At 44.8% G+C, this 25,688-nt stretch carries 17 protein-coding genes; 12 read left to right on the top strand and 5 right to left on the bottom strand.

The features are described from left to right. Nucleotides 1-249: 249 nt before the first annotated feature. From spt to EPL05_RS14610, 11 genes are all read left to right on the top strand, one after another. A complete protein-coding gene (gene spt / locus EPL05_RS14660) occupies nucleotides 250-1,452 on the top strand; it encodes a serine palmitoyltransferase (RefSeq protein ID WP_128534735.1) in 1,203 nt (400 codons plus the stop codon). Between the two features lie 100 nt (nucleotides 1,453-1,552). Beyond that, nucleotides 1,553-2,671, top strand: coding sequence for a hypothetical protein (locus EPL05_RS14655; RefSeq protein WP_128534734.1), 1,119 nt, complete (start codon nucleotides 1,553-1,555; stop codon nucleotides 2,669-2,671). Continuing rightward, nucleotides 2,668-3,651, top strand: coding sequence for an NAD-dependent epimerase/dehydratase family protein (locus tag EPL05_RS14650; RefSeq protein ID WP_128534733.1), 984 nt, complete (start codon nucleotides 2,668-2,670; stop codon nucleotides 3,649-3,651). The genes EPL05_RS14655 and EPL05_RS14650 overlap by 4 nt, the downstream gene beginning before the upstream one ends. A 101-nt stretch (nucleotides 3,652-3,752) precedes the next feature. Beyond that, complete coding sequence (locus tag EPL05_RS14645; protein ID WP_128534732.1) at nucleotides 3,753-5,075, top strand: inositol-3-phosphate synthase; 1,323 nt, start codon at nucleotides 3,753-3,755, stop codon at nucleotides 5,073-5,075. A gap of 379 nt (nucleotides 5,076-5,454) precedes the next feature. Then, nucleotides 5,455-8,004 (top strand): DUF5686 and carboxypeptidase-like regulatory domain-containing protein, encoded by a 2,550-nt coding sequence (locus EPL05_RS14640; protein ID WP_128534731.1) that lies wholly within the window; start codon nucleotides 5,455-5,457, stop codon nucleotides 8,002-8,004. A gap of 34 nt (nucleotides 8,005-8,038) precedes the next feature. Then, nucleotides 8,039-8,755, top strand: coding sequence for a CDP-alcohol phosphatidyltransferase family protein (locus tag EPL05_RS14635; RefSeq protein WP_128534730.1), 717 nt, complete (start codon nucleotides 8,039-8,041; stop codon nucleotides 8,753-8,755). Beyond that, entirely contained in the window at nucleotides 8,748-9,350 is a 603-nt protein-coding gene (locus EPL05_RS14630; RefSeq protein WP_128534729.1) for a DUF4833 domain-containing protein, read from the top strand. Before EPL05_RS14635 ends, EPL05_RS14630 begins: the two co-directional genes overlap by 8 nt. Before the next feature lie 5 nt (nucleotides 9,351-9,355). After that, nucleotides 9,356-9,982: a sterol desaturase family protein gene (locus tag EPL05_RS14625; RefSeq protein WP_128534728.1), complete on the top strand. Its 627-nt coding sequence runs from the start codon at nucleotides 9,356-9,358 to the stop codon at nucleotides 9,980-9,982. Then, on the top strand, nucleotides 9,975-10,913 hold the full coding sequence (locus tag EPL05_RS14620) for a phosphatase PAP2 family protein (protein WP_128534727.1): 939 nt from the start codon (nucleotides 9,975-9,977) through the stop codon (nucleotides 10,911-10,913). The genes EPL05_RS14625 and EPL05_RS14620 overlap by 8 nt, the downstream gene beginning before the upstream one ends. 223 nt (nucleotides 10,914-11,136) lie before the next feature. Then, nucleotides 11,137-11,910, top strand: coding sequence for a hypothetical protein (locus EPL05_RS14615; RefSeq protein WP_128534726.1), 774 nt, complete (start codon nucleotides 11,137-11,139; stop codon nucleotides 11,908-11,910). Between the two features lie 119 nt (nucleotides 11,911-12,029). After that, nucleotides 12,030-12,602 (top strand): CAP domain-containing protein, encoded by a 573-nt coding sequence (locus tag EPL05_RS14610; protein WP_128534725.1) that lies wholly within the window; start codon nucleotides 12,030-12,032, stop codon nucleotides 12,600-12,602. Here EPL05_RS14610 and EPL05_RS14605 read toward each other — a convergent pair. The 4 genes from EPL05_RS14605 to EPL05_RS14590 form a co-directional block, all read right to left on the bottom strand. Further along, nucleotides 12,599-12,883 carry a DUF1456 family protein gene (locus tag EPL05_RS14605; protein ID WP_128534724.1) on the bottom strand — a complete coding sequence of 95 codons (285 nt, stop codon included), beginning with the start codon at nucleotides 12,881-12,883 and terminating at the stop codon, nucleotides 12,599-12,601. The two genes, EPL05_RS14610 and EPL05_RS14605, sit on opposite strands and share 4 nt — an antisense overlap. A gap of 12 nt (nucleotides 12,884-12,895) precedes the next feature. Then, the gene (gene fabF / locus EPL05_RS14600; protein WP_128534723.1) at nucleotides 12,896-14,134 is read right to left on the bottom strand and encodes a beta-ketoacyl-ACP synthase II; all 1,239 of its coding nucleotides are present in this window, start codon (nucleotides 14,132-14,134) and stop codon (nucleotides 12,896-12,898) included. Between the two features lie 370 nt (nucleotides 14,135-14,504). Further along, nucleotides 14,505-15,185 carry a pseudouridine synthase gene (locus tag EPL05_RS14595; protein WP_128534722.1) on the bottom strand — a complete coding sequence of 227 codons (681 nt, stop codon included), beginning with the start codon at nucleotides 15,183-15,185 and terminating at the stop codon, nucleotides 14,505-14,507. Nucleotides 15,186-15,189: 4 nt separating this feature from the next. After that, the gene (locus tag EPL05_RS14590) at nucleotides 15,190-16,023 is read right to left on the bottom strand and encodes an MBL fold metallo-hydrolase (protein WP_128534721.1); all 834 of its coding nucleotides are present in this window, start codon (nucleotides 16,021-16,023) and stop codon (nucleotides 15,190-15,192) included. Between the two features lie 143 nt (nucleotides 16,024-16,166). Between EPL05_RS14590 and EPL05_RS14585 the strand changes: the two genes are divergently transcribed. Then, the gene (locus EPL05_RS14585; protein ID WP_166727717.1) at nucleotides 16,167-23,069 is read left to right on the top strand and encodes a putative Ig domain-containing protein; all 6,903 of its coding nucleotides are present in this window, start codon (nucleotides 16,167-16,169) and stop codon (nucleotides 23,067-23,069) included. Nucleotides 23,070-23,279: 210 nt separating this feature from the next. Here the strand turns inward: EPL05_RS14585 and EPL05_RS14580 are convergent, their stop codons facing one another. Continuing rightward, complete coding sequence (locus EPL05_RS14580) at nucleotides 23,280-25,685, bottom strand: M1 family metallopeptidase (protein WP_128534719.1); 2,406 nt, start codon at nucleotides 25,683-25,685, stop codon at nucleotides 23,280-23,282. Nucleotides 25,686-25,688 lie beyond the last annotated feature (3 nt).

The following is a 25,688-nucleotide window of genomic DNA, read 5'->3' as shown; positions in this document are numbered from 1 at the left end:
AATGAAAGATTAAAAAATAGGCAACAGGAATTTTACGCAATTAAGATAAATCTTACATTCCTGGCACTATTTTTAGATTTTTTATTACAAATGTTAAATTTTTACCTTTGTTTAAATAAAAATTTAATTAATTTGCCTTATGATTGTAAATTGTGTTGTATTAAGATAGTGTGAAAAAATTTACATTTCTAATGCAACAGATAAACATATTCATGGTATTTTTACAAAAAATTTAAGAAGTGTTAATACATGGTTAAAAAGTTACACGATAAGATTGCCCAGTTCCAGGATGCCAATATGATCCGGGCACAGGGACTGTATCCATTTTTCCGCCCGATAGAAAGCGGCCAGGATACCGAGGTTATGATAAATAATAAGCGTGTTTTGATGTTTGGTTCTAACTCCTACCTGGGGCTTACCAACCATCCTAAAATTAAAGAAGCTTCAAAAAAGGCTATTGATAAATATGGTTCGGGCTGCGCCGGTTCAAGATTTTTGAACGGAACGCTTGATATCCATATCGAATTGGAGAACCGCTTGGCTGCTTACGTTGGCAAAGAAGCTGCTGTTTTGTTCAGCACCGGTTTCCAGGTTAATTTGGGTGTGCTATCCTGCATCACCGGCCGTAACGACTATTTGATCTTAGACGAATATGACCACGCCTCCATCATTGATGGTACCCGTTTATCATTCTCTAAAGTAATTAAATACGCCCACAACGATATGGCAGACCTTGAGCGCAAGCTAAGGATATTGCCGGAAGAAGCTGTGAAAGTTATTGTGGTTGATGGTATATTTAGCATGGAAGGCGATATTGTTAAATTACCTGAAATTGTACAGCTTGCTGATAAATACGGCGTAAACATTATGGTTGATGATGCCCACAGTTTAGGTGTTATCGGCGTAAATGGTTCAGGTACGGCATCTCACTTTGGTTTAACCAACGAGGTAGACCTTATTATGAGCACCTTTAGTAAATCACTGGCTTCCCTTGGCGGTTTTATTGCCAGCGACTACGAAACTATAGATTATATTAAACACCGCGCACGTTCATTAATGTTCAGCGCGAGCATGACACCAGGTTCGGTAGCGGCTGTTATTGCTGCATTGGATATCATCGAATCGGAACCGGAACGTATTCAAAAACTTTGGGACAACACCAACTACGCTGTTAAATTACTAACAGACGAAGGTTTTGACCTTGGCGCTACAGAAAGCCCAATACTACCTATATATATACGCGATAACGATAAAACCTTTATGGTGACCAATTACCTGCAAAACGCCGGTATATTTGTAAACCCGGTTGTATCGCCCGCGGTACCTTCAGATTCTTCCCTTCTGCGTTTCTCATTAATGGCTACCCATACATTTGAGCAAATTGATGAAGCAGTAGAAAAACTGACAGCTGCATTTAAAGAAGTAGGCGTGCCATTAAAAAAACTGGCATAACTACCCTAAACAAGAAAACATAATCACCATTATAATAACTTAACGCCGATCCATTTGCCCACAGCATTTGAATCGGCATTTATTTTTAAGCCCTCTAAAAATGAAGAAAATAGTTTCGGTAAGTTCAAAAAAAGAACTCGCATCTTTTATTGATTTTCCACACGAGTTGTATAAGAACGACCCATATTACGTACCGGAATTATTCATCGCCCAAAGAGACATCTTAACAACCCACCCCTTTCACAAGCATTCGTCGCTGCAAACTTTTTTAGCGTACGATAGCGATAAAATAGTGGGCCGTATAGCTGCCATACAAAATAACAACCACAATAAATTCAACAACACCAACGATGGTTTTTTTGGATTTTTTGAATGTATAAACGACCAGGAAACCGCAAACCTGCTGTTGGATACCGCGGTGAAATGGCTGAAAGAAAAAGGTGCCGAAACACTTACCGGCCCCGTAAACCCATCAACCAACGAAACCTGCGGCTTGCTTGTAAAGGGTTTTAACAGCTCACCGGTGGTGATGATGACCTATAACCCCGAGTATTATATTACCCTGCTGGAAAACTATGGTTTAGCAAAACAAACCGACCTGCTGGCATGGCATTGGGACGGGCAAAACTACAACGACAAATCGTTGCAGATGCTGGATAGGCTGCAGGAACGGTTAACACGCAACAGCGGCATTACCATCCGCAAAATAAACTTGAAGAATTTTAAAGCAGAAGCAGATGCTCTGCGCGAGGTATACAATAAAGCATGGGATAAAAATCTGGGCTTTTTCCCGATGACTAACGAGGAATTTGATTATACTGCCAAGGATTTGAAGATGATCCTCGACCCGGATTTCGCATTGGTTGCAGAGCAAGATGGTAAAATAGTAGGTTTTGGCGTTGCCATACCCGATATTAACCAGATATTGAAGACCATTAAAAAAGGCCGTTTGCTACCAACGGGGATCTTTAAGCTATTGCTTAATAAGGGCAAGGTGGATGGTATCCGTATTATGCTTTTGGGCGTAATTGATGGCTACCGCAAAATGGGTATCGAAGCTTGCCTTTACGGCAGCATTATAAAAGAGTACAGGCGCAAAGGCTTAAAATACGCTGAAGCATCGTGGACCCTTGAAAAAAACGATATGGTGAACCGTGCTATCGAAGCCATTGGCGGCGATCAGTACAAAACCTATAGGATCTACGAAAAGGCAATATGAAGGAACGGGTTTTGATAACCGGTGCGAGCGGATTTGTGGGGTATCATATTATTTCAGAAGCGCTTAATAACAATTTAGAAGTATACGCCACGGTTAGAAAAAGCAGCGATGTCGGCCACTTGAAAAACCTTAACATTCAATATACGCATCTAAAATTTAACGATATAGCATTGTTAACGCAGGAGATACAGAAAAAGCGGTATGACTATATTATACATGCCGCCGGTGTAACTACTGCCCGTTCGCAAAAAGAGTTTAGCGTTGTAAATGTAAAATTCACCCAAAACCTGGCTCAGGCTGCCGAAATTAGCGGCGTAAAAAAGTTTGTCTTCATCAGCAGCATTGCGGCAGTGGGTCCGTTAAAAACAGCAAACGGTATCATAACTGAAGATACCCTCGCTGCTCCTATTAGTGTTTACGGAAAGAGCAAGCTCACTGCCGAGCAAAAAATTACTGCGCTGCCCGCGTTAAATTATACTATTTTACGCCCTACCGCGGTTTACGGCCCGCGCGAGAAAGGCATTTTTGTTTTTATAAAACAAATAGTAAAAAAAGGCATTGAACCTTATATTGGTGATGCTGAGCAAAAACTTAGTTTTGTATACGCTAAGGATTTGGCAATGGCAAGTATAAAAGCTTTATTTGCGCCTGCCAAAAGCATCTATAATATAACTGATGGTAATTTTTACAGCCGGTACGAAATGGCAGACATCATTACCGAAATTTTAAAAATTCGTGCTTATAAATTTCATCTTCCTGTAAACTTTGTAAAAATAGTTGCGGCAGTGAACGGAAAAATAAGTTCTTTGCGCGGCAAGGCGGCGTCGCTTAGTGCCGATAGGATAAACGAACTGACGGCTCTAAACTGGAATTGCAGTATTGAGAAAGCCAAAGCCGAACTGGGGTTTTACCCCCGTTATAACCTACATGCAGGCTTAACCGAAAGCCTTGCCTGGTACAAAGAAAATAAATGGCTTTAAGCCTCTATTTATATTTAGTAAACAAAAATGAAGCGTCATGAGTTCTCGCTTAACATAAAGCTTATGATCATTCATTACCGATTTTAAAACAAACAAGTCAAATGAAAATTAACATTAAACCGGCTGCCGGCAAGCTTGGAATTTTAATTCCAGGTTTAGGTGCGGTAGCTACAACTCTTATTGCCGGCGTTGAAGCCGTAAAAAAAGGCATTTCTCAGCCAGTGGGCTCATTAACACAAATGGGAAGCATCCGTTTAGGAAAAAGAACTGAGAACCGCCATCCAAAAATTAAAGATTTTGTGCCTTTGGCTAAGCTTGAGGATATCGTTTTTGGCGGATGGGACTTATATGAAGATAACGTTTATGAGTCGGCTATGAACGCTAAGGTGCTGGAAGAATCGCTACTAAACCAGGTTAGAGAAGGTTTAGAAGCTATTAAGCCGATGAAAGCCGCTTTCGATAAAAACTACGCTAAAAACCTTGACGGTACCTATGTAAAAACAGGTACCCGTTACGAGCTTGCACAGCAAGTAATGGAAGACATTAAAAACTTCCAGAAAGAAAAAGGTTGCGATCGCGTTGTTTTAGTATGGTGCGGTTCTACCGAGGTTTACTTTGAGGGATCTGAGATACACGAAACACTGGCTGCTTTTGAGCAGGCTTTAATAGACGATGATAAACGTATTGCGCCAAGCATGATATACGCTTACGCGGCTTTAAAACTTGGCGTACCATTCTCTAATGGTGCCCCTAACTTAACTGTAGATATCCCTGCGATGATTGAGCTGGCTAAATTAACCCAGACGCCTATCGCCGGTAAAGATTTTAAAACAGGCCAAACCTTAATGAAAACTGTATTGGCACCAGGCCTTGCAGCACGTAGCTTAGGTGTACACGGCTGGTTCTCTACCAACATTTTGGGCAACCGCGATGGTTTGGTGTTAGACGATCCGGATAACTTTAAAACTAAGGAAGTATCTAAATTAGGTGTATTGGAAGATATTCTGCGCCCTGAAGATAACCCTGAGCTTTACGGTGAGATCTTCCACAAAATCCGTATTAACTACTACCCTCCGCATGGCGATAACAAAGAAAGCTGGGATAACATCGACATTTTTGGCTGGTTAGGCTACAAAATGCAGATCAAGATCAACTTCCTTTGCCGCGACTCTATCCTGGCAGCACCTATCGCTTTAGACCTTGCTTTGTTTAGCGATATGGCGAAACGTGCCAACATGAGCGGCATACAGGAGTGGTTATCTTTCTACTTAAAATCGCCACAAACCGCGCCGGGCTTACATGCTGAGAACGATATCTTTAAACAATTAATTAAGCTGGAGAACACCCTGCGTTACTTAATGGGCGAAGACCTGATCACGCATCTGGGCCTTGATTATTACGACGATATGTTTGCCAACGCATAACATCATCATACCTTTTAAAAACAGGTTAGGCAAATTTGCTTAACCTGTTTTTTTATTTTATTTTTATTGCAGTTTAGTACTGACAGGCAACACATGATCCCCCCCCCGATTATTTGTTAGCATTGCAACACTATTAGTAGTATATTCTACGTATATAGTAACATTATTAAGCCTTAGCCATCTATTTATTCGATATTGTAGATTGGTGTAAATTGGCCTGCTGCCAAATTCGCCTGCGTATTTTAGCAACGGCAATATTTGCAATGGCCTGATTGTTCAGCACTTTTTGTATTGATATTTGACTTTTTGACCACAATAGTCTGTAGGGATTTTTTTTTACCTTTGGCCTTTGTATTTTGAGCAACCGTATAGTTTACAAATGAATTGTAAAGACACTTTTAAGCGTTTCATTTTTATTGCATTTCTATTTGTAAGCACAACGTTGGCTGCCCAAAACACGGTAGTTACAGGTGTTGTTACAGATGCCAGCACTAAAAAGCCGCTATCTTTTGTAACTGTGAGCTTCACGGGAAGCACCATCGGCACAAACACTAACGACGACGGGCAATACTCCCTCCGTTCATCCAAACCCTATACGCAGCTAAAAATCACCTATCTTAGTTATAAAGATGCCGTAGTAGCGGTTACACCCGGTAAGGAACAGGTGCTAAACATCAGGTTATTCCCCTCGGCCAAACAGCTTAACGAGGTTACCATACAAGCGCAAAAACGCGCGAAATATACCAACAAAGAAAACCCCGCTGTAGAACTTATCCGCAAGGTTATTGCTAATAAAGACAAGAACCGCCCCGAAGCCTACAATTATGTGGAGTATAAGGAGTATGATAAAATGCAGTTCTCGCTCAGCAATTTATCTGATAAAATATCCGAGAAAAAGTTCTTCCGCAAGTATAAGTTCATTTTCGATAACAGGGATAGCACCAGCTATGCCGGTAAATCGCTCTTGCCAATATACCTGGTAGAAAAATTATCGCAGGTATATTACCGCAAAACCCCAGAGAAAACCAAAGAGGTTTTACTTGGCGAAAAAGGCGTTAACTTTGGTGCCGCGGTTGATAATGAGGGCGTTGGCCAGTACTTTAAACACCTTTACGAAAAGGTGGATATTTACACCAACAGCATTTACCTGCTGGGCCGCCAGTTTTTAAGTCCTATCGCAGATTCCGCCCCCACTTATTACAAGTTTTTTATTACAGATACTATCACTACCGAAAATAACACCAAACTGGTTAGGCTAAGCTTTACGCCGCGCAATACCAACGATGTGCTTTTTGAGGGCGATATATACATTACCCTGGATGGTAACTACGCGGTGCAGCAAGCCGGGCTTACTATCAACAAAAATATCAACGTAAATTTTGTGCGGATGATGCACGTTGACCAGGAATTTGAAACGAACCCTGATGGCCGTTACCACCTCAGCCGTAGCAACACTTATGCAGATTTTGGTGTAACCGCAAAGCGCAAAGGCGGGCTTTTTGGTATCCGCACCATCACCTATAAAAATTACGTAGTAAATAAATCGCAGCCCGATATTTTATATGCGCCAGATATTAATTTGGAAGACGACGCAGTAAAGCATCGCAGCGAACAGTTTTGGGCTGAAAATCGGCTGGATACGCTAACCACAGCAGAATCTAAGGTTTATAAAAACATTGACAGCCTTACGCACATGGCCTCGTTCAGGCGCACGGCGGACCTGGTTACTTTATTATTTGCCGGCTTTAAGGGTTTTGGCAAGTTTGAGGTCGGCCCTGCCAGTACCTTCTACAGCTTTAACCCGGTTGAAGGTTTAAGGCTGCGGGTTGGCGGCCGTACCACGGTAGATTTTAGCAAGCGCTGGTTTTTAGAAACTTATGGCGCCTACGGCTTTAAGGATGAAAAGTGGAAGTACTTCTTCAGTGGTACCTACTCGTTAAATGCGAAAAGCGTTTACAAGTTCCCGCAGAATTTTATCCGTGCAAGTTTCCAGCGCGATACCAAAATACCGGGCCAGGAGCTGCAATTTATATCAGAAGATAACATCCTGTTATCGTTTAAACGCGGTACCAGCGATAAATACCTGTACACCGATCAGTATAAGATAGATTACGTACACGAACTGGAGAATCACCTCTCATTTAATTTTGGCGGGCGAAAATGGGTACAAACACCAGCAGGTTCGTTATATCCATTTGTGAACGGGCCAAGCAACATTTTTAACAACTTAACCACTACCGAACTTTCTGCAGGCATCAGGTACGCGCCAAATGAGCAGTTTTATCAGGGTAAATTGTTCCGTATCCCTATTATTAACCAATACCCTATCCTGTCTTTGGATTTCACAGCAGGGTTAAAAAATGTACTGAGCGGGCAATATAGCTATCAGAAACTCCGTGCACGTGCCGATAAAAGGTTTTACATAGCGCCATTAGGTTTCTCCGATGTATCGATAGAAGGCGGGCGTATTTTTGGGCAGGTACCTTATCCATTGCTGGATATTCACCGCGCAAACCAAAGCTATGCTTACGTGATCGATTCGTACAATTTAATGAACTTTTTAGAATTTGTGAGTGATAAATACGCCAGCGTTAGTATTGATCAGCACTTTGGTGGTTTCTTTTTTAACAAAGTGCCTTTGCTAAAAAAATTGAAATGGCGCGAAACCGCATCATTTAAGGCACTGTATGGTGGCTTGGGGGCTAATAATAATCCGACGCTTAACTCGTCGGTATACCAGTTCCCGGTAGATAATAACGGGGCACCTATTACTTATGCACTTGGTAACAAACCTTATATGGAAGCAAGTGTTGGTGTAGAAAACATTTTCAAGTTCGTAAGGGTTGACCTGGTAAAGCGCCTTTCGTACTTAAACCATCCGGACATTGCGCCTTTTGGCGTGAGGGTTAAAATTAAGTTCGATTTTTAATTATTTGTAGGATTTTATTTATTTTTATTTCATAATGGAACAGCAAACATCAATACGTACAAGTTTACAACTTGGTATATATAAAATTATTGATCCGTTTGTTAAGCTGCTGATAAAGCTTGGCTTAACCCCAAATGCCGTTACTTCTATTGGCTTTGTTTTAAACGTAGGCGTTGCCGCTATATTTATTATCGGTGGCGAAGATGGCGACCGTGCAGACCTTACTTATATTGGCTGGGCAGGCGGCTTAATTTTATTTGCGGGCCTGTTTGATATGCTCGATGGCCAGGTTGCCCGCTTAGGCAACATGAAATCGGTATTTGGTGCCCTGTATGATTCAGTGCTTGATCGTTATAGCGAACTGATCATGTTTCTTGGTATTTGTTACTACCTGGTGGCCCACCACTACTTCTTAAGCTCGATATTTGCTTTTATAGCGCTTATTGGCTCAATGATGGTAAGCTATGTGCGCGCCCGTGCCGAAGGCCTTGGTGTGGAGTGCAAAGGCGGCTTAATGCAGAGGCCGGAGCGTGTGATCACCATCGCTGTTTTTGCTATTGCCTGTGGTGTAGCGTCAAACTACATCGGCGGCGATTATAAGTTGTGGATTCCGGGCATCCGTTTCCATGTTTTCGAAACCATGTCTATCTTCACCTTCCCTATTGCCATACTTGCGGTATTAACAAACTTAACAGCATTTAAACGACTGGTAGATGCCAAGAAGGCGCTGTCAGAAACTGATCATGAATAATACTTCCGCGCTTAAGTTTCCGTTAATTTTATTGGCGTTCATTATTTTTACATTACCGGTAAAGGCATCGCTAAGCCGCGGCTTGCACTTGGGTGAAGATTCTGCCCGCAGAAGGCCGGTTGACGCTTTAGTATTCCCGGTACCGTCGGCTGATGCTAACACTATGTTTTACTTGCAGCGTACTACCAATACGGCCACGCTGATGTATGAGCTAAACCCGGATAAGGAAACCGGAAAGCTTGATACCGATGAGCCAATGCACGTTTATTGGATCCGGTACAACGAAAAAGGGCAAAAAGAAGAACTAAACTATATTCAGCGCAAATTTGCCTATGGTTTAAGTCAAAAATCGCTGGGGAATGACAAATATGATATCAGGTTTGTGTCATACAAAAAATTTCCGCTCACGTTGATGAAGGCCGCTGACGGAAAATATCATATCTTCGCAACTGTATCGCAAAAATTAATGGCGCTGCGTAGTATATTTATTAAAATAGAGGGAGGTTCTTTTTGGTTGCCAAACATTGTATATGTGGAAATGAAAGGAACAGACCCGGCGACAGGAAAAGAGATTACAGAACGGTTTAAACCCTGAGTTTTATGGCAAAAAATTTTGTTTCCAACTCGCAGGAATCTGTGAGGATGTTTAAGAATAGCTTTTTAGAGAGTTTATCAAAGGTACATTTTTTTGTGCCTATTATAATTTTTGTACCCGTTATTTTTGTTTGTAGCTATTTTGCTTACGATAAGGCAATTGGTGCCCTTAACTATATCTGGTTATTTTTGTTCGGGCTTTTTATCTGGACGCTAACCGAATACATCATGCATCGCTTTGTATTCCATTTCGTACCAAAACAAGCATGGGCACTGCGCCTGCACTTTATCTTCCACGGTGTACACCACGATTACCCCAGCGATGCAAAACGTTTGGTAATGCCCCCGTCTGCAAGTATCCCATTGGCAACCGGCTTTTACTTTTTATTTAACGCGCTGTTACCTGCAAATTATATCTTCGGATTTTTCCCCGGCTTTATTTTAGGGTATCTGGCGTATGATATATCGCATTATGCTATCCATCACTTTAATTTTAAAGGTGCTTTTTGGAAAAACATAAAACAACACCACATGCTGCACCACTATCAGGACCCAACCAAAGGGTACGGTGTAAGCTCTCCCCTTTGGGACAAAATTTTTAATTCAGATTTTATTAAGAAGCAGAATGGCTAATGCTGTTAATGACGGCGTCAAGATCAATCCAAAAAGTATAAGTATTGTATCTGGGCTGTCGCTATTATACTTATTTATTTCGTACTTACTACTTGGCTTTAAGTCCGATCAGCTTGTTTTAGTTGGTATATTTAACGTGCTTTTCTACGCGTCGGTAGTTACCCGTAAGTTTATCCTCGGCTTTACGATATTTGTCGTTTACTGGATAATTTTCGATTATATGAAGGCGTTCCCCAATTACCATTACAAGGAGGTCGCGCTTAGTGGGCTTTACAATACCGAAAAGAGCCTTTTTGGCATTCGTTACAACAACACCATTTTAACCCCGAACGAGTATTTTTTGCTTAAAAGCAGTGTCCCCATGGATATTTTTGCAGGGCTTTTTTACCTTTGCTGGATACCCGTTCCCCTTGGTTTTGCAGCTTATCTTTTCTTTAAAAACCGCGAACAATTTTTATACTTCTCCTTAACCTTTGTTGTGGTGAACCTATTGGGTTTTGTGGTTTACTACACCTACCCTGCTGCACCGCCATGGTACATACAGGCACACGGTTTCAACTTTCACCCGTTAACGCCGGGCAACACCGCCGGGCTCGCAAGGTTTGATAAGTACTTTAACGTCACCATATTTAAAGATATCTACTCTAAGGGATCCAACGTGTTTGCAGCCATGCCATCACTGCATTCATCGTACCCGGTTATTGTGGTTTATTACGGCATTAAAAACAAGCTTGGTTTAATAAACATATTTTTCATAACCGTTACGGTAGGTATATGGTTTACAGCAGTTTACGCCAGTCACCACTACGTATTAGACGTATTAGCAGGCATATTATGTGCTACACTTGGTATTTTATTATTTAATACCATATTGGCTTCTTCAAATCTGCTAAAAAGGTCACTTCTCCGCTACGAAAAAGCAATACAATAAACCAATTTAAGGTTTTGTGTACTGTATTAACTACTAATATTTTATATTATTTGTAGCGGTACACCATCGCTAAATATATTTTGTCCATTTTTGCCATATATATCAGGCGAATTGCCCTAAAAGCGCAAAAAAACATATCCCTCCCGGTCAGGACACACACTTCGGCAAATTAGGGCATATAATTTGAGTAAAGTTTTATACACTATCAGATACAAGCAACCGGATGAAGAAATTCATTATCCTTTCCCTATTAATATTAGCCGGATTTAAAACATACGCCGCGCCTACAGACATCGACAGTCTAAAGCAAAAGCTGCAGCTGACCGTAGATTCGCTGAAGGGTCCTGTGTATACCGAGATCGCCGATGTTTATTTAAAGTACGATACCATATCAAACCGTAGAAAAAGAATACAGTATCAAAACGAGGCGCTAAACTACACCATGTTGGCGCTGCATAAGTATAGCTATTATAACGATTCGTTGGGCCTGAGGGTAAGCTTTGATGCTTTAGCCAAAGTATACACGTCGCAGCGAAAGTTTAGCCAGGCCAAGTGGTTCGTTTTACAATCAATCAATATATCGCGCATTAAGAAAGATGTTCCGAATTTGATTACCGCATTGATTAAGTTGTCCACCGTAAAAATGGAGATAAAGGATTATAAGCTTGCCATGCGCGATCTAAACGAGGCCCTAACCCTATCTATTGCCAATAAGATGCCACCGCTGGAAGCCGCTGTTCAGCAAAATTTCGCCTATTTGTATAATAGGATGGATAACCCTGCTAAAGGCGCTGTTGCCTTAAAACGCGCTGATACCATTCTCGACCGGATAAAAGCCCAGGAAGCTGCCATGATGCTGGCCATAGATAAATTTGCGCGTGATACCATATCGGCCAAAACTATAGACTCTGTCGCCAAAAAAAAAGTAGTTATCGCAGCGAAGAAGCCGGTGAAGGCAAAGAAATTAACCTCCAAAAAAACAGTGGCCGCATTGTAGTTCTCGGCATCCCTATACTCATCATTCTCTCTGTAATTTTATACTTCAAGCGTAAAAAATAAGCCGTGTTGGTTTAGCGTTAACTAAACCAACACGGCAGATCTCTGTCTATACAATTGATGAGAAAATATATTTTAAGCGGTTTGGTAATGATATCGGTATTGGCGGTATGTGGTTTCACGCGCGTACAGCCTAACGATAGTGCTAATTTTAAACAGGACTTTTTAAGGCTGATCAATAAAACGCGAGCCAAAGGCTGCAAATGCGGCAATAAATGGTACCCGCCCGCCGTGCCAATGGTGTGGAACGATAACCTGGAACAAGCCGCACAGGACCATGCCAATGATATGTACAACCGCAATTACTTTAACCATACCAGCAAAGATGGCCGCAGCATGAGCGACCGGATTGTTTTTGCGGGATACTACTTTAAAGGTTATAAAAGCTTTATGGTGGGCGAAAACATCGCCATGGGCCAAAGCAGTATAGCCGAAGTAATGGCGGGCTGGTTTAAAAGCGAGGGGCATTGCCAAAACCTGATGAACCCTGGCTTTAAAGATGTTGGCGTAGCAGAAACAAACCACTACTGGGTTCAGGATTTTGGAGGGCGTATTTCTTTCTCTCCCGAACAGCAGAAACTAATAAAAGAAGGCAAGTACCGGCTTATTCAAAAGGAAGTGGATAACCACTAAGCCTTATCTTCTTTAGGTTTTACCTCGTTTGTATTTTCTCCAACAGTTTTTACCCTGTTATCAGGCCTTACACCACGTTTGTATATCACCAGGCCGTTTAAAAAGTTCCGCAGCAACTGGTCTTTGCATGGCTGAAAATTGGGATGATCGTCCGCACGAAAAATGGCACTCAGCTCGGTTTTGGTGGTACGAAAATTAGCGAGCTTTAATATCTCAATTATATCGTCATCGCGCAGCGACAATGCCACGCGGAGTTTCTTCATTACATCATTATTGCTCATAACTCTTCCTGTTTATATCTTTTTAAATATCACTACGCCGTTGTGGCCGCCAAAGCCAAAAGTATTGCTCAACGCCGCGTCAACCCTCTTTTCAATAGCGTTATTGATCACAATGTTTAGTCCTTTTGGTATTTCTGGGTCGATAGTTTGGGTATTGATGGTTGGTGGTACAATGCCATCAATAATAGCTTTTACAGCGATGATAGCTTCCACAGCACCAGCCGCGCCCAATAAGTGCCCGGTTACAGATTTAGTGGCGCTAACGTGCAGATTCTCCTGACCGTTGAAAACCGCTTTTATAGCCTTTGCCTCGCTGATATCGCCAACCGGGGTTGAGGTAGCATGGGCGTTCACAAAACCAATGTCAGATGGGTTTAAACCGGCATCTTCCAACGCCAGCTGCATGGCACGGACAGCCCCTTTTCCTTCGGGATGGGTAGCGGTGATATGGTAGGCGTCTGATGTCATGGCAGCGCCACCTATTTCACAGTAAATATGCGCGCCTCGTGCTTTAGCGTGTTCGTATTCTTCCAAAACCAAAACGCCGGCACCCTCTCCCATTACAAAACCATCGCGCTCCACATCAAAGGGGCGGGATGCTTTTGTTGGATCGGCGTTACGGGTTGATAAGGCCTTTAACGAATTATAGCCACCAATGGAAGCTTCGGTAATAGGCGCATCCGAACCACCGGTTACTATAATTTTAGCCTTACCAAATTTAATGTAGTTAAAGGCATCCATTATAGCCGTGTTTGCGCTTGCGCAGGCAGAAGCTGTAGAAAAGTTAACCCCCATAAACCCGAACTTAATGGATATTAACCCTGCGGCCATATTCACCAATGTTTTGGGGATAAAAAATGGGTTGAAATGCGGCTCAAAGCCACCTGCGGCAAACTCTTTGTACTGATGCTCAAAGGTGTCCATCCCGCCCTGCGCGGTACCAAAGATCACCCCAATATCAAAAGGCGACATGGCGTTAATATCAAACCCCGAATCGGTAATGGCCTGGCTGGCCGCAATCAGCGCATATTGAGTATAAAGATCGCTGCGTTTTATCTCGTTCCTGTCCAGGTACTGGGCAGCGTTAAAATCTGCTATCTGCGTAGCAAAATGTGTTTTAAACTTATCGGTGTTAAACCGGGTGATAGCTTTTGCAGGGCTGTTGCCCTCTACTATGTTATTCCAAAACCCGACGATGTCCATTCCTGTAGCGGAAACAACACCCATGCCGGTTACTACAACTCTTTTCATTAATATAAAACAGTTTAAATTACGGTAGCGCAAAAGTACTACAGTAAAGTTTATTATTTTGTAAAATTTTTCATCTGTGCCAGTGGCCAATCGAACGCCAAATACATTAGATCAACTCTCACACGAGGCACCTACGGGGCCGATTCTCACTATTACCACTTCCTATAAACACGGGGCTCATCCTCAGCCTTCTTACTTGATCTGATAAGCCCTCAGTCAAGTTTCCTTTTTATGCTAAATTTAAAGGTAATAGCATGAAACCCATCCTGAGCCTATCCATCAACACAATCAACACACCAGCGGGGTATCCTGTTTATAGCAACATTAAAAAACGCACCCTGCTCCGCAGGTGCCCCCCTAACTCACCGCTTCACCAACCCATTATTGCCATTGCTTGCAAAAAGCCCGGCTGCAGGGGTGCATTTATGGTGACAATTTCCGCGCCGTTTATGGGGTGGGTAAAACTCAATTCTTCGGCGTGCAGCAGCATGGTTTCCATCTCCCATTTGTCTTTAAATAATTTGTTTTGCTTGTTGCAGCCGTGGGTACGGTCGCCTATGATGGGATGAAATATATGGGCGAAATGTTTTCTTAACTGGTGCATGCGCCCGGTTTGCGGCGTGGCCTGCACCAGCGAATACCTGGATGTTGGGTGTTTACCCAACGGTACATCCAGTTCCGCGCGTCTTAGCGTGGTGAAACGGGTCAGCGCATCCTGTAGCGTACCATTCTCTTTTCGCAAAGGGTAATCTATTTCCAGTTCATCTGGTGTGTAGCCGCGCACTATTGCCAGGTATTTTTTGCTAACGCGATTTTCCATAAAAGCCTGCTGCATGGCAATTTCTGTCTGCTTATCAAACGCGAAGAGCAATACGCCGCCGGTTTTTCTGTCGATACGGTGTGCGGGGTTTACTTTTTTGCCTACCTGATCGCGCAGTAATTGTAAAGCAAATTCTTCGGCATCGGCGGCGATGGATGAGCGATGCACCAGCAGCCCATGTGGTTTGTTAATGGCGATGAGATAATCGTCCTGGTAGAGTATATCAAGCATCAGATCAGCTTAAGGCAAACTGAAACTGTCCGGTAATTTGGTTAAGCGCTATACCGGCAGCTACAACAGCGCCCAATGGGTCTATGCAATAAACGTCGCTCTCGTTATATCGCGAAGCTACGCTTACGAGGGTAGTGCCGGCGTGTGGCAAAAATAGCTGCCGGGCCAGTTCAGGGTCGTTATTATCTTTGGATAAGTGTGCCAATAGCAAATGACTCATGTAATGTGGTTTATGATCAATGAACATTTGCAGCGCCTGCCTGTTGGAAAGGTGGCCCTTGCCCCCGGTAATGCGCCGTTTCAGGAAAAACGGGTATCGGCCCGCGGCCAGCATCTCCTCATCATAGTTGGCTTCTAAAAATGCAGCATGGCATTGTGCAAAATGGCGTATAAGATGCTCACAAGGCACGCCGATATCGGTAAATACGCCTATGCGGGTATCGCCGTCGGTTATCATAAAACTATGGGGTTCAACCGCGTCGTGGTGTTTCGGGAAAGCGGTTATTTCAAGGCTGCCGATGAAAATGGGTGCATAAGCGTGCAAACCAATGCAAAGTTCTTTAGGTACATCGCCGCAATAATGCCCGGTGCCATCGGTAACATATACCGGCAGTTTGTACTTACGCGCCAGTACGCCAAGCCCGCGGATATGATCTGAATGTTCGTGCGAAATAAAGATCGCCTTCACTTTTTGCATGGATAAGCCCAGCCGAATCATTCGTTTTTCGGTCTCGCGGCAGGATATGCCGGCGTCAACCAGCACGGCTTCGTGCTCGTTACCAACATAGTAACAATTGCCATTACTCCCAGAATTTAATGAGGCTATATACACCGGCATAGGGTACAAATTAACAAATTTTGAATGATGTTAAAGATCTTTTAAAGTAGAAATTATTTAATTTAATGTTAAATCGCTTAAAAAAAGCTTACTTTGTAATTCCGGAAAAAGGATGTAGACTATTGGCAGGGAGCCTGTTACGCATGATTAAAAACCTAACTAAACCGTTACTTCTCGCTTTCAGCCTATTTGCTTTTTGCAGTGCTTTTGCGCAGGCACCAAACATAGCCTATACAACCCCCCAAAACTACAAGCTTAACACCACTATAACGCCTTTAGCGCCTGCAAATACGGGAGGTACAGTGCCGTTAGGCGAATACGGCACCGTTACCACTTTTGCGGGCACAGGGCAGTATGGTTATACCGATGGCGCGGCGAATATCGCCAGCTTCAAAATACCGGCCGGGATGGTTATTGATAACGATAATAACCTATATGTATCTGACTACGGCAACGAAGTTATCCGCAAGATAACTCCACAAGGGCAGGTATCTACCTTTGTGGGTAGCGGCAGCGGCGGGCGCGACAACGGCATTGGCACCCAGGCGAGTTTCTACGGGCCATCCGGAATGGTCATTGACCCATCGGGCGTACTTTATGTGGTAGAACAAATTGGGCAGGATGTGCGCAAAATAACCGGCGCGAGAGAGGTTTCGCTATTGGCAGGCAGCGGTTTTTTGGGCAAGACAAACGGCACCGGCACCGCCGCAAGCTTTAACACGCCCGTTGGTATCGCAATTGGCCCCGACCATAACCTTTACGTATCCGACCTCTCAAATTACCTCATCCGAAAAATCACGCCGAATGGCGAGGTTACCAATTTTGCCGGTAGCGGTTCAGCGGCCTCCGGCAATGGCAGCCTTACGCAGGCAAGCTTCGGCAGCCCCCAGGGCTTAGCTTTTGATTCGAAAGGGAATTTATACGTATGTGACGATTACAACTACACCATCAGAAAAATATCCACAGATGGCACGGTGAGCACCTTCGCCGGTAACGGCAACAATATTTCTAAAGACGGAACAGGTACCGTGGCCGGTTTTACCTACCCCGATCATTTGGTGTTTGATACCAACGACGACCTTTTTGTATCGGATGCTAACCTCATTCGTAAAATAACACCGCAGGGGGTTGTTACCACGGTTGCAGGCAGTACAGCATCCGGCTTTGTGGATGGCATAGGAACAGCGGCGAGGTTTTACACCACATCGGGCCTGGCGTTCGACAGGAATGGTTTTTTGTTTGTTGGAGAAGTAAGCAATCACCTTATCCGCAAAATAACTTTAACCGGTTACACTATTAATAAACCTTTGCCTGCCGGCTTGGCTTTCGATCCCACAACTGGCATTATCAGCGGTACACCCACCGTGCTGGCCGCCGCAGAAGATTATACCATTACGGCTCGCAATAAAAATGGCATCAGCAGTACTGCGGTAAGAATTGGGGTGACAGATGTGGGAGCGCCGCCTGCCGTCTCTCCACCAGTGTTTACTTACAATACACCAAACACCTACACCGTGGGCGTACAGGTGACACCTCTTGTTCCCCGGCAATTTGGCGGTGCGGTACCGGCTTCAGGGTATGCACGCGTCAGTACTTTTGCAGGAGGTGCGCCAGTTGGTACATTAGATGGCCAAGGCACAAGCGCCTTATTTAAATTCCCGCAGGGCATCTCTTTAGGCAACGACGGAAACTTATATGTAGGCGATACCGAAAATAATCGCATTCGCAAAATAACACCAGATGCTAACGTAACCACTTTTGCAGGCAGCGGTGTGGTAGGGATTGATAATGGCACTGGTACATCAGCCACTTTACAGTTTCCACATGGAAGCCGCATGGATAAAACCGGTACGCTTTATTTTGCCGACAGGGGCAATAACCGTATACGCAAAATTAGCCCTACGGGTGACGTGACCAGTTATTCGGGCAACGGAGATATACGTATCAAGGACGGACCAGTAGCAGATGCAGGGTATTTGGGGCCAACGGACATGGTATTTGATGCAGCTGGAAATATGTTTGTTACAGATATGGGCGGCAATTCTATTCGCAAGATAACAACTGATGGGATAGTGAGCACATTTGCAGGCAACGCTACTCCAGGTTCAAACGATGGGTTGACATCCACCGCGAGTTTTTTTACTCCGTGGGGTATCACTATTGATAAAGCCGATAATCTTTACGTGGCCGATGCCGAAAACAACCTCATCCGCAAAATAACCCCTGCGGGTTTAGTTACCACGTTAGCAGGCAGTGGCGTCGAGGGTACCGCCGATGGCCAGGGCAAAGCGGCCAGTTTCAAGCATCCAAGTGGTATTACTATAGATGAATATGGAAACCTATTTGTAACAGATAATTATAGCGGCCTTATCCGCAAAGTAACTCAAAATGGCATAGTTAGTACTTTGGCAGGCAATCCAACCCATGGCCGGAATGACGATATTGGCCCTTTGGCAAGTTTTTACGCGCCCGTTGGTATAGTTTATGATAAAAAGGGAAGTCTTTTTGTTGCCGATGCTAATAACCACCTCATCCGCAAATTATCATTAAATGGTTATGCTATCGATAAAACGTTACCTGCCGGGCTGGTTTTTGATAACAATACAGGTATTATTACCGGTATACCAACTGCCGGCTCTCCCGCAACCGATTACACCGTAAGCGCGTACAATAGCGGTGGCAGCGGCAGCACCGTTATAAATATCGAAGTAAAATTAAACGCGGTACCCACACTTGCGCCAAACATCAGTTACCAAACCCCGCAAGTATATACCATAAATACTTTCATACCAGATCTATTGCCAAAAAATACCGGAGGCGCTGTACCTGCTACTAACTATGGAGAAGTTAACACATTTACCGGAAGCGGCGCAGCAGGCTCAGCAAACGGCAGCCCTACAACTTCAAGTTTTAAAAGCCCCTACGGTATTGCAGTGGACCTTAGCGGTACGCTGTACGTTGCAGATCAGCAAAACAACCTCGTACGGAAAGTTGACAAATCCGGTTTGGTAAGTACGCTGGCGGGTAGCGGAACCGCCGGATCTACCAACGCGCAAGGAACAGCTGCCGCATTTCTTTATCCGGAAGGAGTAGCAGCTGACGCTAATGGCAACATCTTTGTCGCCGACGTGGCTAATCACCTTGTCAGGAAAATAACGCCGGCCGGGCTGGTTACAACCCTTGCCGGCACTGGCTCTGAGGGTTCGGCAAATGGTTTGGGAACTGCTGCCAGCTTTAATAATCCTAAAGGTGTGGCTGTGGACTTATTGGGTAATGTGTACGTGGCAGATCGTCAGAATCATCTCATCAGGAAAATAACTCCTGCAGGGCTGGTGTCAACGCTGGCGGGAAATGGTTTAGAGGGCTTTGCCGATGGCAAGGGTACCGCTGCCAGTTTCCGCGCACCATCGGGTGTAGCTGTAGACCCGGATAACAATGTTTACGTTGCAGATGTAGGCAATCAGCGAATCAGAAAAATTACCCCGGACGGACAGGTAAGCACAATAGCCGGCAACGGCACCATAGGTTTTGCCGATGGAGAACCTCAGAACGCAAGGTTTAATTATCCCTTAGGTGTTGGGCTGGATATTACCGGAAACATTTATGTTGCCGATCGCGACAATGGCGCTATCAGGATGATAGATAAAGCATCAGGCCGTGTAAGCACTGTGGCAGGGAACGGGGCGCTCGGCTTTAAAAATGGTATGGGCAGCAGCGCTCAGTTTAACGACCCGTTGGGCATTGCCTGGTACGATGGCAACGCGTATGTAGCAGACCAGGGAGACTACGTTATTCGTAAAATAATTTTAACCGGGTACACCATAGATAAAGCACTTCCGACAGGTATGGGTTTCGAGGGCACAACTGGTATTATCAGCGGAAGACCTACCGTTACATCACCCGCTACAGATTACCTTATTACCGCATATAATGCCGCTGGAAGCAGCAGCACTGTGGTAAACATCGAAGTAAAAACAAACGCGATACCCACACTTGCGCCAAACATCAGTTACCCAACCCCGCAGATCTATACCATCAATTCAACTATTACTACCCTTTTCCCGGAAAACAAAGGCGGCGACGTGCAGCCTGGCGGCTATAGTATTGATAAGCCTTTGCCCGCAGGTTTAAGTTTTGATGCAAACACCGGTGCCATCAGCGGCACACCTACTGCATTATCGCCGGCTACCATTTACACTATTTCTGCAAAAAACGCGGTAAGCGTAAGCAATGCTACCATTAATATTAAAGTAACCGATGGATTGGCACCCGTGGCACCCGCGCCCGATATCAGTTACCTTACGCCGCAAACGCTGATCAAAAATAACACCATAGCTCCTATTATCCCTGCAAATAAGGGGGGCGAGGTAAAAAGGTATTCGTATGGTTTGCTGGCCAATTTTGCCGGAACCGGGCAGCCGGGCCGAACAGACGGACTTAAAGCGGGCGCGAGATTTGACGGCCCGGCTAAAGTAACCATTGATGCACAGGGGAACTTCTACGTAACCGACTTTAACAACTATTCCGTTCGGAAAATGACCAGCGATGGGATTTTCAGCACCATAGCCGGTGCTGCCGGGCCGGGATACACTAACGGTGTCTTTGGTATATCGCAATTTCAAGGGCCAAGGGGGATGGTTACAGATAGGGCCGGCAATATATACGTTGCCGATGTATACTCCATCCGAAAGATAAATGCTGCTGGTGTAACCGCTACTTTTGTTGGCGGCGCAGTAGCCGGCTATACCGATGCCACAGGAACTGCAGCAAGGTTTGATGGAGCGGTAAGCCTTGTCATGGACGAATCTGACAACATCTATGTTGTAGACCAGGGCAACTCCGTGATCAGGAAAGTAACGCCTGCTGGTGTGGTTACTACATTGGCGGGTAACAGAAACCGTGGCAATACCGATGGGCAAGGCACCTCGGCAGCCTTTTACAACCCGCAGGATATCATCTTCTCTAATGGCGCGCTGTACGTGGCTGATTATGTGGGTGTGCGAAAGGTAACCACAGGCGGGCTGGTTACTACCATAGCAGGCAATGGCACGCCAAAGGTTTTAAACGGCCCTGCACTATCGGCAGGGTTTGGCAATGCAAGCGCCATGCTGATCAACACCGCGGGCGATATATATGTACTGGATATCGGCAATAATGCGGCAAACGAAGGCAGCGCAATTTTAAGAGTTATAGATAAAGACAACAATGTATCTACGGTTGATATTATAGATGCCAATGGCGATAAAATATACCTGGTAGCTCCCAACAGTTTAACAGCTGATAAAAGCGGACTTATTTATATAGCGAGCGGTGGCAATTATATCCAAACGCTATCTTTCGACAGGTACACCATAGATAAACCTTTACCCGCGGGCCTGGTGTTTGATACCGGCACAGGCATTATCAGCGGTACGCCAACCACGTTATCGCCGCCGGGAGATTACATGGTAACTGCCTACAACGCATCTGGCAGCAACAGCACAATTATTAACCTGGAAGTTATAGAAGGATTACAGCAAGCCGTGATCACTTTCCCTGTACTATCAACCGTTATTGATAACAACGGCAACATTAAACCCGAAGCCACCAGCACCAATTTGGAGCTTCCGGTTACATACACCAGCAGCAACCCTGATGTCGCAATTATTACACCCGATGGCTTGATACACGTGATAGCAGTCGGGCAATCCGTTATAACCGCCACGCAAGCCGGAAACGACAAATACAACGCGCCTTTACCCGTAACCCAAACCCTTACAATAAAATTTGTACAAGAACTTACCTTCCCGGCGCTTACCACCAGGTATGTTACTGATGCTGATTTTAGCCCGGCCGCTACCAGTAACAGCGATAAGTTTCCGGTTACGTATACCAGCAGTAACCCGGCGGTGGCAACTATAGTTAACGGCAATGTACACATCATTGGGCCGGGTAATACCACTATTACGGCATCACAGGATGGTAATGATGTTTACACCAAACCCAGCCCCGTATCTCATGAACTTACCGTTTTACCCGATTTTGAATTTGGCCCCATCGCCGCCAAAACAACGTGTACGCCAGATTTTGATCCGGGTGCTACCAGCATTAAACCAATTACGTATACCAGCAGCAACCAGGCTGTGGCTACTATCATCAACGGCCAAATACATGTTTTATCGGCGGGTACATCATCCATTACAGCTGCCAGCAACGGCAAAACATTATCTCAGCCACTAACGGTAAACCCCACCCTGCAACCTACAGTTAACGTAAGCACATCTACACCGGTGCCGGCCTGCGCCGGGGTTTCTGCGATATTTTTCCAGGCATTTACAACCAACGAAGGCCTGAACGCAGTTTACCAATGGCAGGTGAATAAAATCAATGTGGGGACCAATAATGCAATATTTTCTTCTACCTCGCTGGCCAACGGAGATATAGTAACCTGCACACTAACCAAAACAGATGCCTGCCCCGGTCCCGTTTCGGTAGGCTCCGTTCCGTTTACCGTCAGCGGTGTGGTAACGCCTATCAATCCGGCACCAACGGTAAGTATTTCGGCATCGGTTAATAATGTTTATAGAGGCACACCTGTTACCTTTACGGCAGTAGCCACTAATGCGGCCCAGGTTACCGGCTATCAATGGTTAGTGAACGGTGTTACCACAGGGCCAAACAGCGCTACGTTTACAAGTAATCTATTTAAAAATGGGGATGTAGTTTCCTGCCGGGTTATCTATGATCCCTGCACCGTACCGGAAGCAAGCGATGAGGTTACCATTACCTTATTAGCGCCGCCGAGCATCCATATCCCAAATACATTTACCCCCAACGGCGACGGCTTAAACGATACCTGGAACATCCCCGACCTGGCCTTTTATCCAAAATGTGTAGTGAAGATATTTAGCCGCTATGGCACCGAACTGATCCAATCCAAAGGTTACAGCAAAGCCTGGGACGGAACCTTTTCTGGCAAGCTGCTACCCGCAGGTGTCTACTATTACATCATCGATACCAAAGACGGGCAGCCCACATTATCAGGCAACGTTACTATTTTAAGATAATTAAGACGATCTTTTAAAGGGGTATGGATTTGCCTTCTGCTGTGTTTGGGTTGCAGATCCTGTTCGCTTAGCACATATTACCCCGAATGCGGTTTTCCGATGTGAAAATCAATGAGCGTTGTCAGCATAAACAAAAAACGGCCGGCTAATTACTTAGCCGGCCGTATGCATTATATATATTCGGTCGGGGGGCCGAATGAGTATTACTTATTATTTGCTTCCGGTGCCTACCTGCATTGGGTTTACACCGGTAGATTGGCCACGAACCGGGCCATTAGCCCCTATTTTTTGTTTAAACACCTGGAATTTAGACGGCTCGCCGCTTTTACCCCAGAAGTTGTTGGTTTCGTCGATATCGGCAGTTTCGCGCATCGGGTCAATTTTTATAGACACCACTTCTTTATCCTGAATGTAGAATTTGCTGCAATTCTTCTCGTTCAGGCGCCAGATCTGCGCAGGGATGCGGTCGATAGAAGTTGTGCCATCGGCAAATTTAAACTCCACGATGATTGGCATTACCAATCCACCTTTGTTGCTAAAGTTTAACTGGTAGAAATATTTAGAACCATATTTCGATTTATCATCAGCGGTCAACGTCTCGGTCTCGAAAGTTGGCGGGCTTTGCGCTTTTATCATGTTGGCAAACTTCACAGTATCAACACCAGCCAGGCCACGAGCGTATTTCCAATAGAAATCGTGCGTAGCAGTATCCCTGTCTGTTTGGAAAACGATGTTCTTATCAGTACGGTTACGGATTTTAGAGATATCCTCAAAACTGTTTACCGATGGCGGGGCAACTTTTGCAGTTACGCCGTTGCCTTTAGGAGCAGAGTAGCTGTCTTTCAGGTCGGCTTTACCCACTTTTACAGAATCTAAAGAAATATCAACCGGGTCGGTTCCGTAGAACCAGCCTCTCCAGAACCAATCCAGATCCTCGCCGCTAGCATCTTCCATCGTGCGGAACAGATCGGCAGGGGTTGGGTGTTTAAATGCCCAGCGTTTTGCATACTCTTTAAAGGCATAGTCAAAAAGCTTGCGGCCCATAATGGTTTCGCGCAAAATGTTTAGGCCGGTAGCCGGTTTGGTGTATGCATTAGGGCCAAAACGAACGATGTTCTCAGAGTTGCTCATAATAGGCTCTAACTCGTTCTTAGGCAGTTTCATGTAATCAACCATGGTATAAGCCGCGCCTTTTTTGCTTGGGAATTTGTTGTCCCAAAGTTCCTCGGCGAGGTACTCCACAAAGGAGTTTAAACCTTCGTCCATCCAGCTCCACTGGCGCTCATCGCTGTTGATGATCATCGGGTAAAAGTTGTGGCCAACTTCGTGGATAACCACCCCTATCATACCATTCTTGGTGCCTTCGCTGTAGGTACCGTCTTTCTCTGTACGGCCATAGTTAAAGCAGATCATCGGGTACTCCATACCGTTTGATGCCTCAACGCTTTGTGCAACCGGGTAAGTGTAAGGGATGCTGAAATCTGAATAGGTTTTGATAGTGTGTGCAACCAGCCTGGTAGAATATTTCCTGTACAGGTTGTAAGCTTCTTTACCATAGTAGCTCATGCACATGATGTTTTTGCCGTTAAGCTTGATGCCCATAGCATCCCAAACAAATTTACGGGAAGAACCCCATGCAAAATCGCGCACATTATTGGCCTGGAATACCCAGGTTTTTTTAGCGGCTGATGGTGCCTTCTCTGCTTTTTTAGCGTCGGCAAGGGTTACTACTTCTACTGGCTCGGCTGATATTTTGGCCTTGTTGTAACGGGCAAATTTCTCCGGGCTTAATACAGCCGCGTAGTTGATACACTCGCCTGTTGAACCGATAACGTGATCGGCTGGTACGGTCATTTGTACGTGGAAATTACCGAAGGTAAGCGCAAACTCGCCACGACCGGTAAACTGATGGTTTTGCCATCCCTGGAAATCGCTGTAAACGCAAAGGCGCGGGTACCACTGTGTCATGGTGAACAGGTAGTTACCATCCTCCGGGAAGTACTCGTAACCGCCACGGCCACCAATGGTCATACGGTCGGTAATTTTGTAGGTCCAGTCGATATTAAAAATAAATTGCTGGCCAGATTTTAACGGCACAGGCAATTCAACACGCATCATGGTTTTGTTAACTGTGTAAGCTAATTTTTTGCCGGTAGCATCGGTTAATTTCGTAATTACATCACCAAGCCCGTTATCCACATCGCCGTTACGGCCAACGCTGCGGTCGATGTTTTGCGTGGTGGTTTGCTTTGGCATGGTAGAGCTGCTCTGGTAGTTTGAGTTGTTCAGCGTGTTATGCTGGTTCTCGTCCAGTTGCAGCCAAATGTAGGTTAATACGTCCGGGGAATTGTTAAAATAGGTAATGGTTTCGCTACCCGTCAACTTCAGGTTTTTTTCATCAAGCTCGCACTTGATGTTGTAATCGGCGCGTTGCTGCCAATATTTTACGCCGGGTGCCCCGCTGGCGGTACGCTGCTCGTTTGGTGTGCTGAGGATGGTGCCCAACTGCTCAAACTTGTTCCCGTGATTGCTGCCCGGGTTGTTTTGGATATCCTGTGCAAAGGATGCTCCAACGGTGCCCATCACGAATAAGATTCCTGTAAAGATCCGCTTCATATT

Origin of the sequence: Mucilaginibacter gilvus, assembly GCF_004054195.1 — a bacterium.
GTDB lineage: Bacteria > Bacteroidota > Bacteroidia > Sphingobacteriales > Sphingobacteriaceae > Mucilaginibacter > Mucilaginibacter gilvus.
The sequence above is the reverse complement of the archived record's forward strand: the minus strand, read 5'-3'. Positions and strand labels throughout refer to the sequence as shown.